Source organism: Herbaspirillum sp. RV1423 (genome assembly GCF_000577615.1).
Lineage (GTDB): Bacteria > Pseudomonadota > Gammaproteobacteria > Burkholderiales > Burkholderiaceae_D > Herbaspirillum.
Map to the genome: position 1 here is coordinate 26,246 of NZ_CBXX010000009.1, position 16,367 is coordinate 42,612.

At 59.9% G+C, this 16,367-nt stretch carries 13 protein-coding genes; 11 read left to right on the forward strand and 2 right to left on the reverse strand.

What is annotated here, in order from left to right; genetic code table 11:
- Window positions 1–18: 18 nt before the first annotated feature.
- The 5 genes from RV1423_RS11230 (at window position 19) to RV1423_RS11250 (ending at window position 8,926) form a co-directional block, all read left to right on the forward strand.
- Window positions 19–1,572: a methyl-accepting chemotaxis protein gene (locus RV1423_RS11230; RefSeq protein ID WP_034296572.1), complete on the forward strand. Its 1,554-nt coding sequence runs from the start codon at window positions 19–21 to the stop codon at window positions 1,570–1,572.
- Between the two features lie 611 nt (window positions 1,573–2,183).
- Entirely contained in the window at window positions 2,184–4,442 is a 2,259-nt protein-coding gene (locus RV1423_RS11235; protein ID WP_197034923.1) for a bifunctional diguanylate cyclase/phosphodiesterase, read from the forward strand.
- Between the two features lie 112 nt (window positions 4,443–4,554).
- Entirely contained in the window at window positions 4,555–5,505 is a 951-nt protein-coding gene (locus RV1423_RS11240; protein WP_034296575.1) for a dihydrodipicolinate synthase family protein, read from the forward strand.
- A 468-nt stretch (window positions 5,506–5,973) separates the two neighbouring features.
- The gene (locus RV1423_RS11245; RefSeq protein WP_034296576.1) at window positions 5,974–7,074 is read left to right on the forward strand and encodes a patatin-like phospholipase family protein; all 1,101 of its coding nucleotides are present in this window, start codon (window positions 5,974–5,976) and stop codon (window positions 7,072–7,074) included.
- A 178-nt stretch (window positions 7,075–7,252) separates the two neighbouring features.
- Window positions 7,253–8,926, forward strand: coding sequence for a methyl-accepting chemotaxis protein (locus RV1423_RS11250; protein ID WP_034296577.1), 1,674 nt, complete (start codon window positions 7,253–7,255; stop codon window positions 8,924–8,926).
- 147 nt (window positions 8,927–9,073) lie between these two features.
- Here the strand turns inward: RV1423_RS11250 and RV1423_RS11255 are convergent, their stop codons facing one another.
- Together RV1423_RS11255 and RV1423_RS11260 are read right to left on the reverse strand one after the other, a co-directional pair.
- Window positions 9,074–9,463 carry a hypothetical protein gene (locus RV1423_RS11255; RefSeq protein WP_034296727.1) on the reverse strand — a complete coding sequence of 130 codons (390 nt, stop codon included), beginning with the start codon at window positions 9,461–9,463 and terminating at the stop codon, window positions 9,074–9,076.
- A 154-nt stretch (window positions 9,464–9,617) separates the two neighbouring features.
- Window positions 9,618–9,815 (reverse strand): hypothetical protein, encoded by a 198-nt coding sequence (locus tag RV1423_RS11260; protein ID WP_034296579.1) that lies wholly within the window; start codon window positions 9,813–9,815, stop codon window positions 9,618–9,620.
- Between the two features lie 27 nt (window positions 9,816–9,842).
- On the opposite strand from RV1423_RS11260, the gene RV1423_RS11265 reads away from it, so the two are divergent.
- From RV1423_RS11265 to RV1423_RS11290, 6 genes are all read left to right on the forward strand, one after another.
- Entirely contained in the window at window positions 9,843–10,169 is a 327-nt protein-coding gene (locus RV1423_RS11265) for a hypothetical protein (protein WP_034296581.1), read from the forward strand.
- Between the two features lie 257 nt (window positions 10,170–10,426).
- Window positions 10,427–11,302 carry a fumarylacetoacetate hydrolase family protein gene (locus tag RV1423_RS11270; protein WP_034296583.1) on the forward strand — a complete coding sequence of 292 codons (876 nt, stop codon included), beginning with the start codon at window positions 10,427–10,429 and terminating at the stop codon, window positions 11,300–11,302.
- A 31-nt stretch (window positions 11,303–11,333) separates the two neighbouring features.
- Window positions 11,334–12,386 (forward strand): gentisate 1,2-dioxygenase, encoded by a 1,053-nt coding sequence (gene gtdA / locus RV1423_RS11275; protein WP_034296585.1) that lies wholly within the window; start codon window positions 11,334–11,336, stop codon window positions 12,384–12,386.
- A gap of 82 nt (window positions 12,387–12,468) precedes the next feature.
- Window positions 12,469–13,674 (forward strand): NAD(P)/FAD-dependent oxidoreductase, encoded by a 1,206-nt coding sequence (locus RV1423_RS11280; protein WP_034296587.1) that lies wholly within the window; start codon window positions 12,469–12,471, stop codon window positions 13,672–13,674.
- Window positions 13,675–13,808: 134 nt separating this feature from the next.
- Window positions 13,809–14,909: a porin gene (locus RV1423_RS11285; RefSeq protein WP_051516635.1), complete on the forward strand. Its 1,101-nt coding sequence runs from the start codon at window positions 13,809–13,811 to the stop codon at window positions 14,907–14,909.
- Between the two features lie 76 nt (window positions 14,910–14,985).
- Window positions 14,986–16,347 (forward strand): MFS transporter, encoded by a 1,362-nt coding sequence (locus RV1423_RS11290; RefSeq protein ID WP_051516636.1) that lies wholly within the window; start codon window positions 14,986–14,988, stop codon window positions 16,345–16,347.
- Window positions 16,348–16,367: the final 20 nt, after the last annotated feature.

The following is a 16,367-nucleotide window of genomic DNA, read 5'->3' on the forward strand; positions in this document are numbered from 1 at the left end:
ACCCGCGAGGCAACAATCATGAGTTGGTTCTATAACCTGAAAATCGCCAAAAAACTGCTCCTCTCCTTCTTGGTCGTCATTACGTTGACAGCGGGCTTGGGAATTTTTTCCATCGTCGAGCTGGTCTCGGTCAACAAGGCATCGACCGAAATCGCCACCAACTGGATGCCAAGCATCAAGCTGGGTCTGCAATTGCAGACTTCCATGGCGCGTTACCGCATATCCGAATTGCAGCATATCGTGTCGACCGACGAGAAAGGCTACAACGACGCCGAGCAAGCGATGAAGACGCGCATGGACATCATCCGCAAGGACCTGTCTTCCTATGAGCAACTGATTTCCGAACCCGAAGAGCGAGTGCTGTATCCGCAATTCCAGCAGACCATGGAAAAGTATCTGGCGGAGAACAAGAAGATCATGGCATTGTCCCGCGCCAACCAGAAAGACGAAGCGCGCGCGCAATTCAAGGGCGACTCCAACAAGCTGTTCCGCCAGGCGGTCGATCAACTGGGCGGACTGGTCAAGATCAACGACGACGGCACCACGCGTTCCAATGAGGGGGCCGACCACACATTTGATCTCGCGCGCGGCTGGATCCTCGGTCTGCTGATCGCCATCGTGGTGATCGCGCTGGCGCTGGCGATCTGGGTGGCGCGCATCGTCTCGGTGCCGCTCAACAAAGCGGTAAGCGTCGCCCGGCGCGTGGCCGAAGGCGACCTCGGCGCCGACATTCGCCCTGAAAGCACGGATGAAACCGGTGAACTGATGGTATCGCTCAAAGCCATGAATGACAGCCTGCTGAAGATCGTCGGCGAAGTGCGTACCGGCACCGACACGATTGCCACCGCATCGACGCAGATTGCCAGCGGCAATCTCGACCTGTCGTCGCGCACCGAGCAGCAGGCAGGTTCGCTGGAAGAGACGGCATCGGCGATGGAAGAACTCACCTCGACCGTCAAGCAGAATGCCGATAACGCCCGCCAGGCGAATCAACTGGCCGTCTCGGCGTCCGAAGTCGCGCAGCAGGGCGGGGCCGTGGTGGGCCAGGTGGTCGACACGATGGGTTCCATCAACGAATCGTCGAAGAAGATCGTCGACATCATCAGCGTGATTGACGGCATCGCTTTCCAGACCAATATCCTGGCGCTCAATGCCGCGGTCGAAGCAGCGCGCGCCGGCGAACAGGGCCGCGGCTTTGCCGTGGTGGCAAGCGAAGTGCGCAGCCTGGCGCAACGCTCCGCAGCAGCGGCGAAGGAGATCAAAGTGCTGATCGACGACTCGGTCGACAAGGTCGATTCCGGCAGCAAGCTGGTGGAGCAGGCCGGCACCACCATGGCCGAAGTGGTCGCCAGCGTGCGCCGCGTGACCGACATTGTCGGCGAGATCAGCGCGGCCAGCACTGAGCAGAGCACCGGTATCGAAGAGGTCAATCGCGCCATCACGCAGATGGACGAAGTAACACAGCAAAACGCCGCGCTGGTGGAGCAGGCAGCAGCGGCGGCGCAGTCATTGCAGGAACAGGCCGGGAAGTTGGCGCAAGTGGTCAGCGTGTTCAAACTGACGAGGTCCTGAAGTCCCGGATATTGAACAAGGAAGCAGTTTCGAGAGACCCGCATCGTCTGATCGCGGGTCTTTTTTGTCTGAAAAATGCGAGTAGATAAGAGAAATATCATGCCGTGAGTTGTAAATGCGGCTTGGTTGTTGTTTTGGCAATGTGAAGCATGACCCCCGATGGCGATAGCTGGCTAACGTAGTCACAGTCAAATTCAGCGCGGTACGCTTTCCCCGGACAAGGACAAAATGACAGCCGGAAAACATGTCATTTAACAACCAATTTCGTTGTGGGCAAGCGATTTCTTTGTTAAATAAGCAATATGAAAATTTGCGACTAAAGAAGGGGGCACGGAAAGACTACCTCGCGATAATGGTCAATTCGATTGCTGAGTGGAAACTATTTGTGAGATTATATAAATAGAGACGGCATGTGCCTGCCAATTACGGAGAAATACGAGCAAACGCCAAACTTGGCGTGACCGAACCCGATGGCCGCGTTGAACGGCATCAGCGCAAACGTCACAACGATGGCATTGGCCTTTCGTTGTTTTCTTCCGGCTTGTATTTATCCTAGACAGGTCAGGCGCCGTCCGCCGCGTCATTTTCGTTCCCACGCAAAGATAAAAATAATGTTTCAGTGGCTACTGCTTAAAGAGAATTCGCTGAGCGCAGCAGAGAACACGGTCTGGAAGGAGAGCGCTTTGCGCATCATCCTTGTCTCCGGCTTGCTGCTGGAGTTTTGCATCGGCGTGCTCAGCGTCATTGACGCGTTCAAGGTGGGGGCTTATTACATCCTCCTCGTCGTTCTCGGCTTTTTCGTTGCGCTGTCGCTGGCCGTCTATGCTTCGGTGCGGCGTCCCGTCATCGGCAGCGCGATACTGATCGCGACGATTTACGCGGCGGCGTTTTGCATCGTCTATTTCATCCACGATCTCGAGATTGCCAAGCTCGGGATCATGTTTGTGTACACCGCTCCCCTGATCGGCCGCATTTTCTTCGGCTCGCGCGTTGCATTGATGCTGATGACGGTCAATATCTTTCCGTTCATGCTGCTGGTCCGCAACGAGCCTCTGCCGAGCTATCCCGATCTGGGTCCGCCGCTGGCCAACGCGAATGCCTACATCCAGTCGCTGCTGTTCCTGTTCTTCAACATTTGCGTGCCGCTCGGCGTATTCCGCTTGCTGCATGCGTTGGATGCGGCGATCAAGCGGCATCGTGCGGCGAGCATGGAACTGCAAAGCAGCCACGCGCAGTACCAGGAGATTTTTGAAAATGCCGGCGGCGCTATAGTGCTTTGCGACGCGCAAGCGCGCATTCTCAAGGCCAATACGCTGGCCGACAACCTCATCGGCCGCACCGGCGGTAAAAGCGGCAAGGCGGCAAACCTGTTTGCACTGCTCGAGCACAAATGCCGGAACAAGACGGAGAAAGCCGCCGACATTCTCGACCTCAAGCGCGGGCAGGAGTTTGAAACCAAGGACGGTCGCCTGATCGCGATCGAGAACATCTCGCCGACGTCGGCGCGTCACTATATCGTGCTGTTGCGCGACATCTCGCAGATGCGCCGCATCCAGGAAGCGCTCGACCGCAGCAAGGCGCGAGAGACCTTCCTCAGCAGCCACGACCAGTTGACGCAGTTGCCGAACCGCGATTTGCTGTGCCAGCAACTCGAGGAGCGGATGTCCGCGATGTCGCCGCGTCGCCAACTGGCGCTGATCGTCATTCGTCTCGACAGCATCAAGTACGTCAACGACGCGCTCGGCAGCGCCGCCGGCGATGCGTTGATCGTGGCGTTCGCCGACGCGCTCAAGCGTCTGCTGCCCGGCAGCAGCCTGATTGCACGGCTGCGCAGCGTGGTGTTTAGCTTCACCATTGAAAACGCAGACGCCAGCGGCGACGCGATTCCGCAGATCGAACACATTCGCCGCAGCCTGCCTGAGGAAATCATCCTCGGCGAAGAGAAGCATCCGGTGCAGATTTCAATGGCGGTGGCGTTCTCCCGTCCCGGCGAAATCGGCGGCGACGAATTGATCCAGCGCGGCAAGATGGCGCTGGACACGGCGCGCAAATCGGGCACGCAGGACGTTGCCGTGTTCGACGATGAAGCTGCGGCGCAGATCCGGCGTCGCCTCAACATCGAGCAGGCTATCGTCATGGCGCTGCGCGAAAACGAACTGCGCCTGGTCTACCAGCCGAAAGTGACCCACGACGGCGACATCGTGGGGTTGGAGGCGTTGATCCGCTGGCGCTCGCCGACGCTGGGCGATGTGCCTCCCGCGGAATTCATCCCGGTGGCGGAAAGCAGCGGCGCCATCCATTTCATCACAGCGTTCGTGGTCGACAAGGTTTGCGCCTACATCCGGCAGACGCTGGATGCCGGCCGGCGCTGCCTGCCGATCGCCATCAACCTGTCGGCCATCGATATTGTGCGCACCGATCTGCTGGACCTGGTCAATGCGTGCTGTCAGAAATACCGCATCAGTTCCGACTACCTTGAATTCGAGATCACCGAGACCGGCCTGGTCGGCAACGAGAATCTCGCCATCCGGCATCTGGAAGCGCTCAACGCCAAAGGTTACGGCATCACCATCGACGATTTCGGCACCGGCTATTCGTCCTTGCAGAAGCTCAGTCGCTTCCCGACGAAAAGTATTAAGATAGACCAGTCTTTTGTCGCGCAAATCGGCATCAGCGAGAAGAGCGAACTGATCATCCGCGCAGTGGTGTCGCTGGCAAAAATCCTTTCCTGCACCACCGTCGCCGAAGGCGTGGAGACGCTGGTGCAGGAGAAATTCCTGAAAGCGATCGGTTGCCAGTTTTTCCAGGGCTTCTACTACTATCCGCCGATGGAATTCCAGCAGGTGAATCAACTGCTGAAAGGACGCTGACGCCGAATTCCCGCTTTGCCCTGCCGATGGTGCCGACAAAGACAAGTGGAACGCATCTCACGCCTATTGATGAAATGAGTTCTACATAACAAAACCAAAGAGAGACGACACCATGAGCAAGAAAACACCTCCGGCCGCTTCCGCTTCTGTTCCTGTCTACCGCGGCGTTTTCCCGGTCGCGCCGACCATCTTCGACGACCACGGCGGCATCGACCTGGAAGGGCAGCGCCGCTGCATCGATTTCATGATCGATGCAGGCTCCGACGGCATTTGTATCCTGGCCAATTTTTCCGAGCAGTTCGCGCTCGCCGACGACGAGCGCAGCGCCCTGATCAGCACGGTGCTGGAGCATGTTGCCGGCCGCGTGCCGGTGATCGTGACGACCACGCATTTCAGCTCGCGCGTCTGCGCCCAGCGCAGCCGCGATGCGCAGGATGCCGGCGCGGCCATGGTCATGATCATGCCGCCCTACCACGGCGCCACGATCCGCATCGGCGAACGCGGCATCCATGAGTTTTTCAGCGTTGTGTCGGACGCAATCGATATCCCGATCATGATCCAGGATGCGCCCGTCAGCGGCACCAGCGTGTCGCCGGCTTTGCTGGTCAGGATGGCGCAGGAAATCGCCCATGTCTCCTACTTCAAGATCGAGGTGCCGCAGGCAGCCAACAAGCTGCGCGAGATTATTGCGCTCGGCGGCGACGCCATCGTCGGTCCCTGGGATGGGGAAGAGGCGATCACGCTGATGGCAGACCTCGACGCCGGCGCTACCGGCGCCATGACCGGCGGAGGCTATCCCGACGGCATCCGCCGCATTCTCGATGCTTATGTTGCCGGCGACGTTGAACTGGCGGCGCAGCATTACCAGCAGTGGCTGCCGCTGATCAATTATGAAAACCGCCAGGGCGGCCTGGCGTCGTGCAAGGCGCTGATGAAGGAAGGCGGCATCATCAAGTCCGATGCGGTGCGCCATCCGCTGGCGCCCATGCATCCGGCTACGCGCGAGGGCCTGATCAGGATCGCGCGCCGTCTCGATCCGCTGGTGCTGCGCTGGGGCAAGTAAGACCGCCTAGGCGGAGTCGGCGAGCGGACGATGCGGCGTCTTTTGTGGTTGCATCGTCGCGCGTGATCGTGTCATCGCAAATACGGAGCGACTTCTCCGGTTATTTCATCCGTCACTTTCTTATATGTCGGCGATTTCCTATTTCATTCCATCGCCGACGCATGAAACACGCTCCTCCTTTCATGACGATCCAATGACACCCGGTCGACATTGACGACAGAAATCCGTGCAGCTCCGATGCCATAGCGAAGTTCAAACAGGGGGCGATGCCGCGCAAAGTCATATGGGTCATCCGATATCAGTTCTTTGAATACCTGATATGCGTTAATTAAATCACTGCAAGTACTTCCGCTTTATTTCTTTGCGGCTATATTTCCCTCACGGAGAAAAATTTTGCAGTGCGTCATTTTCCTCTTTTCACCGAGGTGCATTGCTCCAAAAAACACAACGGGAATCTGAGAGGCTTACATGACCAATCAGTATAGGGCGGGAAAAAAAGCATTGGTGATCGGCGGCGGCGCGCCGAATTCCACCTTGATTGCCGGCGCATTGACGGCGTTTCTGGATGAGGGCATCGAATTCGATGTCATCTCGGCTTCCGGAGCGGGCGTACTGATGGGGCTACTGTACCAAGCGCCGCTGGACTGCTCGCCACGCGAGGCGCTGATGCGCTGGGCCGAGGTCGGCGTGGCCGATAGCATCTACAAGCTGTTTCCCATCAACTACAAGATTTTCAAAAAGCCGGGACAAGAGGCGCGCAGCTTCCGCGACACCGTGCCGCCCGTGGCCGGCGTCTCTGCCATGCCGGCAGCCAATCCTTTCCTCGACGTGTTCACGCAGCATTTCGCGGAAGCCTCGGGCGCATGGAACGACTGGATGCACCTGATGCTGTCGGCATTGTCGCCGTCGGACCTGTCGTCCAAGAGTCTGGGATTGTGCGCGCATCATCCCTTCCTCGAACAGTCGATCGACTTCGACGCCATCGCACGCATGAAGCCGGAGTTCTACATCAACGCCTACAACATGAGCAAAGGCGAGATGCAGATCTGGGACAAGAATGAGATTGCGCCGATCCATGTGCGCGCCGCGCTGTCGTTTCCTTTCCTGTATCCGCCGACCGAAATCGACGGCGACGACTATATCGAAGGCGCGGCGCTCGACACCCTCAACTTCAATCCGCTGCTGGCGGGCGGCAAGCACGGCGACATCGACACGCTGGTGGTGCTGGACATCCTCGGCGAAGACCGCCTGATCCGCAAGCCGCGCAATCTCTACGACGCCTGGGTACGCTCCATCATCACGCCGCTGGTGAAGATTTCAAAAACGGAAATGCGCCTGTTCGAACTGGAGCACAACACCCATCCGGACACCGGCGAACCCTTGCGCCGCCTGTTGAAGGTCGATCTCATGGGCGGCATTCCGGAGCAGCATTGGCCGGAAGTGCTGGACTGGTCCTCCTCCAACATGCAGTTGCTGTTCGACGTGGGCTATCGGGCCGGGCTCAAATTCTGCCTCGAACATGGCGAGTCGTTGCAGGAGGCATTGGAAGGAACCTCGCTGGCGGCGTGACCGCCACAGGTTCATCAGCCGGTCATACGCCATCGTTAATATGGCGTTCCGGCCGGCAAGTGCAACACACGTTGCCAATGAGATCGCCAGCATCGCTTCCGTCGCAGAGGAGGCAGCGCCAGTCCCGTCGCCGACGAGGCAGCGGATCCCATTCACTTTCTTGAGAAACGATACGACCATGACAATCACCAAACGCCTGATTCTTACGCTGTCGATGGCCTTGCTGGCTCTGCTGTTCGTCGGTGTCGACGGACTGATGCAATTGCAGCGCGCGCAGCAGCGTTTCGACACCGTGCAGAACCGCATCATCCCCAGCATCCACGGCCTGAACGCCGCCAAGGGTTTCCTCGCCGACACGCGCCTGGCGGGTTATCGCCTGTCGGTGTTCTCCAATCTGGCGGACAAGAGCGCGCTGGACAAGGCGGTGGCCGACGCCAACAAGGCGTTCGATGATATCGTCGCCAAGTATGAAAAAGAACGCATCTACGATGACACCGACCGCAAGATGCTGGAAGCGGACAAGGTCAACATGGAGGCATATCGCAAGGCGCTGATCCCGTTCTTTGCGGCTGCGCATGCGGGCGACATGGACGGCGTGCGCGCCACGCTGGTCGCCGGCAGTCCGCTGGCCGTATCGGCGGCAGGCGTGAAGAAGGGGATCGATGAGCACATCGACTACAACACCAAACTGGTCAATGACGTGCGCGCGGAAAGCGTGGCCGCCTACGAATTCGCCTTCAAGAGCATGATCGCCGTGATCGTCGTGGCCATCCTGCTGACCGGCACGCTGGCGTTGACCCTGTACCGCAACATCAGTGGCAGCCTGCGTAACATCCGCAACACCTTTGAAGAAGTCAGCGCCTCGCTCGACCTGTCCCAACCCATGCGTGTCGATCGCATGGATGAGATCGGCCGTACCGCCACCGCGTTCAATAAATTGCGCGGACGTATCGTCGACGTGATCGCAACCGTGCGCACCTCGACCGACTCGGTCAGCGTCGCGGCCAAGCAGATTGCCGTCGGCAACATCGACCTGTCTTCGCGCACCGAACAGCAGGCGGCGTCGCTGGAAGAAACCGCATCCAGCCTTGAACAACTCACCTCGGTCGTCAAACAGAATACCGAAAACGCCAAGCAGGCCAACCAATTGGCCTTGTCGGCGTCGCACATTGCTTCGCAAGGCGGCGACGTGGTGCGCCAGGTGGTCGACACCATGAATTCGATCAACGAATCCTCGCGCAAGATCGTCGACATCATCAGCGTGATCGACGGCATCGCGTTCCAGACCAACATTCTTGCATTGAATGCGGCAGTCGAGGCTGCTCGCGCCGGTGAACAGGGCCGCGGCTTTGCCGTGGTGGCGTCGGAAGTACGCAGCCTGGCACAGCGTTCTGCCGCCGCCGCGAAGGAAATCAAGACACTGATCGACGATTCCGTCGACAAGGTCGGCTCGGGCAGTAAACTGGTGCAACAGGCAGGGACCACGATGAGCGATATCGTCTCCAGCGTGCAGAAGGTCACCGACATCGTCGGCGAGATCGCCAGCGCCAGCGAAGAGCAAAGCAACGGCATCAGCCAAGTCAACCAGGCGGTGTCGCAAATGGACGATGTCACGCAGCAGAACGCCGCGCTGGTGGAAGAAGCCGCTGCAGCGGCGCAAGCCTTGCAGGATCAGGCCGAGACACTGGAGCAGGTAGTCAGCGTGTTCAAGCTCGACGCCGCCCGCCTGGTGACCAGCGCCGCCTCACAGTCCTCCAGGCAATCGCTCAAGCGCGCCATCGACATCACGCCGCCGGCAGCGCGTCTGGCCAATGCAGGGCCACACCGTCTGGAGCACGAAGCGGAAGTTTAAGTTCCTTCTGCCTCTTCCATCGCCGCAGGCAGGAAGGCCGCACGTGTGCGGCCTTTTTTGTGTGCAGTTTTCTCGATGGATCTTGCGGCTTCATCGGCATCGGGAAGGTCGTGCTGCGATCACAGACGCCTTGCCGTCGCTGCCTTTTTATCTGTCGTAATACACGTCGCGGTATTCGCGACGATATTCACGATAGACCGGACGTTCGCGATATTCGCGTTCGACATACACCGGCGCCGGGCGCACGTAGACCGGGGCCGGTTGATAATAGACCTGCTGTGGTGCTGCCTGGTACACCGGCTGGTACGCGGGTTGGTATGCCGGCTGGTATGCCGGCTGGTATACCGGTTGCGGTGCATAATTCGGCGCTGCGTTGGCGTTGGCGATGATGGAGCCGATCGCAACGGCGCCGATGATGCCGGCGGCGATGGCAAGTCCGTTGTTGCCGTCGCGATCACGCGCGAAGGCGGAAGTGGAAACCGATGCTGCCAGCACGGCGGTGATGAGCAGGGCGGGGATGATTTTCTTGGTGATCATGATGATGTCCTTTCTGTTGAGGCGCATCCGATTTGTGTCGCCACGGTTTGAATATAGGGGATTTCCGTCGCGCCGGAAGGTTTGGCATTACTTGCTTACAATTCTTACCAAGTCGGCGAACTCGGCGCACCGGAATCGGACCGCGCGCTTCGCGTTAGAATGCAGGGCTCGGTTTTTCGGCGGGAAAGACCACCCAGATTTTCCATTCGCAGATTTCCATTTGATGAATTGCACTCCCGGCCGCCCGATGGCCTTTGTTTGCCTCGCGCCCGGCATGTCCCTGGCGGGCGTTTACCTTGCCTTGACCAGGCCGTTGGCGGCGTTCGCCGTTGCGCTGGCCGGCATCGGCCATTCCTGAGTTTTCCGGGCCCGTTTCCGCATGGCGCGCCGCTATCACTATTCTGTCTATGTCGTGGAGCTGTCGGCGGACGTGCTGTACGAGGCGCGCTTTCGCAAGGCCAATCCCGACTACGTCACAGGCAAGCCCTGCGTCTATGTCGGCATGACCGGCCTCAATCCCGACCTGCGTTTCGACAAGCACAAGGCTGGCATCCAGTCCAACCGCTTCGTGCGCGAATACGGCCTGCGGCTGTTGCCGCATCTGTATGACATGTACAACCCCATGCCTTACGACGGCGCGCGCGACATGGAAGTCGAACTCGCCATCGGCTTGCGCGAAGCGGGTTACGGCGTCTGGCAAGCCTGAACTTTCATCCCGTCTTGTTTTTCTGTTATCCCTCTTATCTCCTCTTCACCTTGCCGGACAAGACTTGCACGTGTATTTGAAAATATTTTTATAACACGCTCAAAATTTAATTGACTTCTAAAAATCAAGAGTCAATAATGATCTAAATCAAAAATGAGCGTGTTATAAATTTATAAGAAATCATCAGCACGTTTCGCCAAGCGAGGCTGGATATAAGAATTCGCGCCGAGAGCGCCATTTAATGTTGGGAGATAGAAATGAGAATTTGCCGGTTTAACAACAACCGTGTCGGTCTGGTCGAGGATGGCTACGTATTCGACGTCACAGCAATCACCGGCGAACTGCCGCCGCAGGCATGGCCGCTGGCGCCGGGCGATCAGTTGATCGCCATGCTGCCGCAACTGAAAGGCAAGTTGTTGGCTCTGAAAGCGCAGGCCGAACGCTTGCCGGTCAAGGACGTCAGGCTGTTGAGCCCGGTCGCCAATCCATCGAAGATCATCGCCGCACCGCTGAACTACCATGCCCACGTCGCCGAATCGGCCGCTGACAAACAGATCCACAATGGCGTCCATTTGCCGGGCTATGACGGTTACGACTCTCCGGTGGCCAAATTCGGCGTGTTCCTGAAATCGCCGTCGTCCATTATCGGCGCCGGCGAAGGCGTGCGCATCGCCTATCCGGGCCGCCGCAACGACCACGAAGTGGAGCTGGCGGTGGTCATCGGCAAGCAATGCAAGGACATCCCCGCCAAGGACGCCTTCGATGTCGTCGCCGGCTATGCCATCGGCCTCGACATGACCGTGCGTGGTCCGGAGGATCGCAGCTACCGCAAGTCCGCCGACACCTATAGCGTGCTCGGACCGTACCTGGTCAGCCGCGACGAAATCGCCGATCCGGACAATCTGGATTTTTCCATCACCGTCAATGGCGAGCCGCGCCAGTCGGCCAACACGCGCGACCTGATTACCGGCGTCGCCGACCTGATCCAGGTGGCCTCGCATGCCTACACCCTGTATCCGGGCGACATCATCATGACCGGCACGCCGGAAGGCGTGGGCACCATCGTGGCGGGAGACGTCATGCATGCGCGCATCGCCGGCATCGGCGAGATGGATGTAGCGATCCGCGCCTGACTTCCCGGCGTCCTGACACGGAGACAAGACGATGTCCAAGAACAACGCAGCGACAGCGGTCGATGCAGCAGCAGCGCGCCGCGATTTTTACAGCAGGATCGATCCCGCCAATCTGGCGCCGTTGTGGGAGCAACTGCACAACCTGGTGACCCGGACTCCCGCTTCGGCTTGCCAGGCAGTGCACTGGCCGTATCGCGAAGTACGCGGCTACCTGCGTGAAGCGGGCGATCTGATCACGGCGGAAGAAGCCATCCGCCGCGTCCTGATCCTCGAAAATCCCGGCATGCGCGGTCAGGCGGCGGCGACCACCTCGTTGTACGCAGGCCTGCAACTGATCCTGCCCGGCGAGATCGCGCCGCCGCATCGCCACACGCAATCGGCGCTGCGCCTGATCCTGGAAGGTGAAGGCGCCTACACCTCGGTCGAAGGCGAGAAGACGCCGATGAAGCGCGGCGATTTCGTCATCACGCCATCCTGGACCTGGCACGAACACGGTAACGAGACTGACCAGCCGATGGTCTGGCTGGACGGCCTCGACGTGCCGCTGGTCGCCATGCTGGACGCCAGCTTCGCCGAAAACACCGGCGAGCTCAAAGCGCCGCTGCCGCAGAAAAATCCCGGCGACAGCCGGGCGCGCTACGGCAGCAATCTGCTGCCGGTCGACTACGTCGCGCCGACGCCGGCATCGCCGCTGTTCAGCTATCCCTACGCCGATACGCTGGCGGCGTTGCGCACGCTGGCGGCAGGCGAGACGGCGGACGCCTGCCACGGCTACAAGCTGCGTTACGCCAATCCTGTCACCGGCGGCTATCCGATGCCGACCATCGGCGCATTCATCCAGTTGCTGCCGGACGGTTTTGCGACCGCGCCGTACCGCTGCTCCGCCGGCACCGTCTATGCGGTCATCGACGGCGCGGTCAAGGTCACGCTGGACGGCAAGGAGTTCGTCGCGCAGCCGAACGACGTGTTCGTGATCCCGAGCTGGGCCGGCCATCGTTTCGAGGCGCAGGGAGAAACCACGCTGTTCAGTTTCTCCGACCGTCCCGTGCAGGAAATGCTAGGCCTGTGGCGCGAGCAGCGCTGACGAGACATTGCTTGGCCGTTCTCCCTATTAATCAATGCCGGTGCCGCTGTCGCGCGCGCCGGTCGCATCCCGGAATAGAAACATGGAAAAAAATCCCGTAGTAGTGGCAGGCGGCGGTCCGGTCGGACTGGTCACTGCGCTTGCATTGGCCCGCCAGGGCGTCGACGTCATCCTGCTCGAAGGCGAAGAAGCGATCCCGCGCGATCTGCGCGCGGGCACATTCCATCCGCCGACGGTGGAAATGCTGGAAGCGCTCGGTCTCGGCGAAAGGCTGCTGCAAGAAGGCATCAAGGTGCCGGAATGGCAGATCCGCGACCGCCGCAGCGGCGTTGTGGCGCAATTCGATCTCGGCGTGATCGGCGACCGCACCCCCTATCCGTTCCGCCTGCACTGCGAACAACACAAGCTGTCGCACATCGCCTACAAGGCGCTGCGCCAGTATCCGAACGCCCGCGTGCTGTTCTCGCATCGCTGCACCGGCTTCACCCAGGACGCCGACGGCGTCACAGTGGCCGTGCAAACGCCGGCCGGTGTCGAAGAAATCCGCGCCTCCTATCTGATCGGCACGGACGGCGTGCGCAGCACCGTACGCAAAGGCATGGACATCGAATTCGAAGGCTTCACCTGGCCGGAACGCTTCCTCGTGTTCGCCACGCCGTACGATCTGCGCGAACAGGGTTTCACCGGCAACGCCTACATCGCCGACCCGGACGAATGGTGCGCGATCTTCATCCAGCCGCACGAAGGGCCGCCGGGCATCTGGCGCATCGCCTTCCCGATCCAGCCGGAGATGGAAGAGGAAAAAGTCTTGTCCGACGAGTTTGTGCAGAGCCGCATCCAGGGTTTCCTGTCGCCGGAGCAGACCTACGAGATCGCCTACCGTAGCGTCTACCGCGTGCACCAGCGCGTCGCCTCGACATTCCGTGTCGGGCGCGTGCTGCTGGCAGGCGACTCGGCGCACGTCAACAATCCATTGGGCGGCATGGGGCTAAACAGCGGCATCCATGACGCCGTCAACCTGACGGAAAAACTGGTCGCAGTGCTGGGCGGAGATCAGCCGCAGGACGATCTCGACCGCTATGTGCGCCAGCGCCGCCAGACCAACATCGAATACGTGCAGGCCATCACGATCCGCAACAAGCGCCTGCTGGAAGAGCGCGATCCGCAAGTGCGCCGCGAGCGTCTCGACGAAATCCGCGAACTTGCCGCCGACAAGGACAAGGCGCGGACTTACCTGCTCAACTCGTCGATGATCGAGAGCGTGCAGCGCGCCAGCCAGATTCAATAAATGCAGGACCGCAGTCGCAGAAACAACAAGCAATAAGTAATGAGCAACAAGTGATAAGTAAATAAGCAAGACAGGGGATCGATTGAAAGCGGACGCGCGGGCGTCCCGTACACCTATCAACAGGAGGAGAACAAGTGAAGACCAAGAACAAACTCATCGCGACGGCCGCGATGTCGCTGGCCGGCGTAGCCAGCGCACAAAGCAACGTCACCGTCTACGGCAGCGTCGACGCCGGCGTCAGTTACGTCAGCAACCAGCGCGGCGGCAGCAGCGTGCGCCAGGACTCGGGCAATCGCTCGCCCGACCGCATCGGTTTTCGCGGCGTGGAAGACCTGGGCAGCGGCTACAAGGCGCTGTTCGTCGTCGAAAACGGATTCAACGTCGATGACGGATCGATGAAGAGAGCAGGCGTGCTGTTCAACCGCTACTCGATCGTCGGGTTGTCGACGCCTGCGGGCACCGTGACCATGGGCCACATGCCCGAATTCATGTACGAATACCTGCGCTTCCAGAGCAGCGGCAACATGGGCTCGGCTTACTTCTTCCATCCGGGCAACCTGGACAACATGGCCAACCAGTTCCAGCTCGACAATGCGATCAAGTACGAATCGCCGAACTTCGGCGGGTTCACGCTGGGTGCGATGAACGGTTTCGGCGAGCAGGCCGGTTCGTTCAACAAATCGCGCAGCTACAGTTTCGGCGCCAAGTACCTCGGCAATGCGCTCAACGCCGGGCTGGCCTATACCGTATCGCATGATCGCGCCATCAACGTCGGCGGCACGCTCGGCATCGGTTCCCTGCTGGGCCAGACGCTGAGTGCCAATCCGGTGGCGCCGAACGCGCAATACGCGAATTTCAATGCCGATGTCACCACCAGCATGGGCATCAATGCTTCGTACAAGATCGGCGACTTCGTGCCGCATGCGATGTACTCCCGCGTCAAGCTGGAGAACAAGGCCGGTTCGGCGGCCGAGGCCAATTATGAAATCGGCACCGACTACAAGGTCTCGGTTGCCGACACCGTCGGCGTCTCGGTCTCGCGCAGCACTTTTCAGAACATCCGGTGGAATCAGTTCAATTTGATTAACATGTACCGTCTTTCGAAACGCACGACGCTGTATGTAGCCGGCGCGTATCAGAGAGCGTCCGGCGGCTATGCGGTGATCAACAGCTTTCTTCCCTCCAACAGCCAGTCGCAAGCGGTTTACCGCGTCGGCATCCACCATCTGTTCTGAGCTGGTGGTCCGACGGCCGGCGCGCATCGCTCGTCGGCCGGAAACGCTGCAATGGACAGTACGAAGAGGATAGAGGATGAACACGAGACTTAAAAAAATTGACGTTGTCGACTTGCTCGACAATTCGAAGATCACCAGATTCCATGTGCAACTGATCTTCTGGTCGTTCCTGATCATGGTGGTGGACGGCTTCGACCTGCAGGCCATCGGCTATGTGGCGCCGTCGCTGATCAAGGCCTGGCAGGTCAGCCGCGCATCGTTCGGCGCGGCGTTCAGCGCGGGATTGGTCGGCATGATGATAGGCGCAACTCAGGGCGGCACGCTGGGCGATCGCTGGGGCCGCAAGCGCACCGTGCTGGCCGGCGCCGTGTGCTTCGGCCTGTTCACGCTGGTCACGGCATTCGCCACCGGCCTGAACGGATTGATTGCGCTGCGTTTCTTTGCCGGCATCGGCCTGGGATGCGCGGTGCCCAATGCGATCGCGCTCAATACCGAGTATGCGCCGAAGAAATACCGCGCCACGCTGGTGACGGTGATGTTCCTCGGCTACACCATCGGCGCCGCGCTCGGCGGCGCCGCGGCTTTGCTGATTCCGCGTTTCGGCTGGCAGTCGGTGTTCGTGGTCGGCGGCATCGCGCCGCTGGTGGTGGCTTTCCTGTGCTATTACTTCTTGCCGGAGTCGGTGCGCTTCCAGGTGTTGCGCCAGGGCGCCGTCGAACAGGCGCGGGAGCGCATGCGCAAATGGTTCCCGCATGCCGGGATCACCGACGACAGCGTACTGGAAGTGAAGGAAGAAGTCCGCTCCGGCATGTCGCTGCCGCATCTGTTCAAGGAAAATCGCGCGCCATTCACCGTGCTGCTGTGGATCTGTTTCATCGCCAACCTGATCACGCTGCACTTCATCGCCAACTGGCTGCCGACCGTCATCGAGAGCACCGGCGTGCCGCTGCAGCGCGCCGTGATCGTCACCTCCCTGTTCCAGGTCGGCGGCACCTTCGGCGGCATCGTCATCAGCCGTTTGCTGGATCGCGGCAGCCTCAGGCCGCTGGTGGTTTTCTTCGGCCTGGCGGCAATCACCATCGCATCGATCGGCAAGTTCAGCAATAGTGAAATCATGCTGGAAGTGATCGTGTTCGCCGCCGGCCTGTTCGTGGTCGGCACACAGTTCGGTCTGAACGCGCTGGCCGGCAGCTCCTACCCGACCTTCATCCGCGCCACCGGCGTCGGCTGGGCGCTGGGCATCGGACGTATCGGCTCCATCCTCGGACCGGTCGTGGGCGGCGTGCTCATCGCGCTCAAATTGCCGTTGCCGCAGATATTCCTGTACGGCGCCATTCCCATGCTGGTCGGCTGCATCTCGGCCTTCCTGTTGTTGCGATTGCGCAGCGAAGCGATCCGACGAGGGGAAAAACTCACGATGGTGGCAGGTTCACACTAAAAAGCAAATATTCAAGGACG

What these genes read in the sequence shown, in the direction of transcription:
- RV1423_RS11245 (WP_034296576.1), top strand. Translation starts at nt 5,974, where the DNA reads ATGACCAATCAGTATAGGGCGGGAAAAAAAGCATTGGTGATCGGCGGC.
- RV1423_RS11260 (WP_034296579.1), bottom strand. Translation starts at nt 9,815, where the DNA reads ATGGCCGATGCCGGCCAGCGCAACGGCGAACGCCGCCAACGGCCTGGT.
- RV1423_RS11235 (WP_197034923.1), top strand. Translation starts at nt 2,184, where the DNA reads ATGTTTCAGTGGCTACTGCTTAAAGAGAATTCGCTGAGCGCAGCAGAG.
- RV1423_RS11250 (WP_034296577.1), top strand. Translation starts at nt 7,253, where the DNA reads ATGACAATCACCAAACGCCTGATTCTTACGCTGTCGATGGCCTTGCTG.
- RV1423_RS11280 (WP_034296587.1), top strand. Translation starts at nt 12,469, where the DNA reads ATGGAAAAAAATCCCGTAGTAGTGGCAGGCGGCGGTCCGGTCGGACTG.
- RV1423_RS11270 (WP_034296583.1), top strand. Translation starts at nt 10,427, where the DNA reads ATGAGAATTTGCCGGTTTAACAACAACCGTGTCGGTCTGGTCGAGGAT.
- RV1423_RS11240 (WP_034296575.1), top strand. Translation starts at nt 4,555, where the DNA reads ATGAGCAAGAAAACACCTCCGGCCGCTTCCGCTTCTGTTCCTGTCTAC.
- gtdA (WP_034296585.1), top strand. Translation starts at nt 11,334, where the DNA reads ATGTCCAAGAACAACGCAGCGACAGCGGTCGATGCAGCAGCAGCGCGC.
- RV1423_RS11290 (WP_051516636.1), top strand. Translation starts at nt 14,986, where the DNA reads ATGAACACGAGACTTAAAAAAATTGACGTTGTCGACTTGCTCGACAAT.
- RV1423_RS11265 (WP_034296581.1), top strand. Translation starts at nt 9,843, where the DNA reads ATGGCGCGCCGCTATCACTATTCTGTCTATGTCGTGGAGCTGTCGGCG.
- RV1423_RS11255 (WP_034296727.1), bottom strand. Translation starts at nt 9,463, where the DNA reads ATGATCACCAAGAAAATCATCCCCGCCCTGCTCATCACCGCCGTGCTG.
- RV1423_RS11230 (WP_034296572.1), top strand. Translation starts at nt 19, where the DNA reads ATGAGTTGGTTCTATAACCTGAAAATCGCCAAAAAACTGCTCCTCTCC.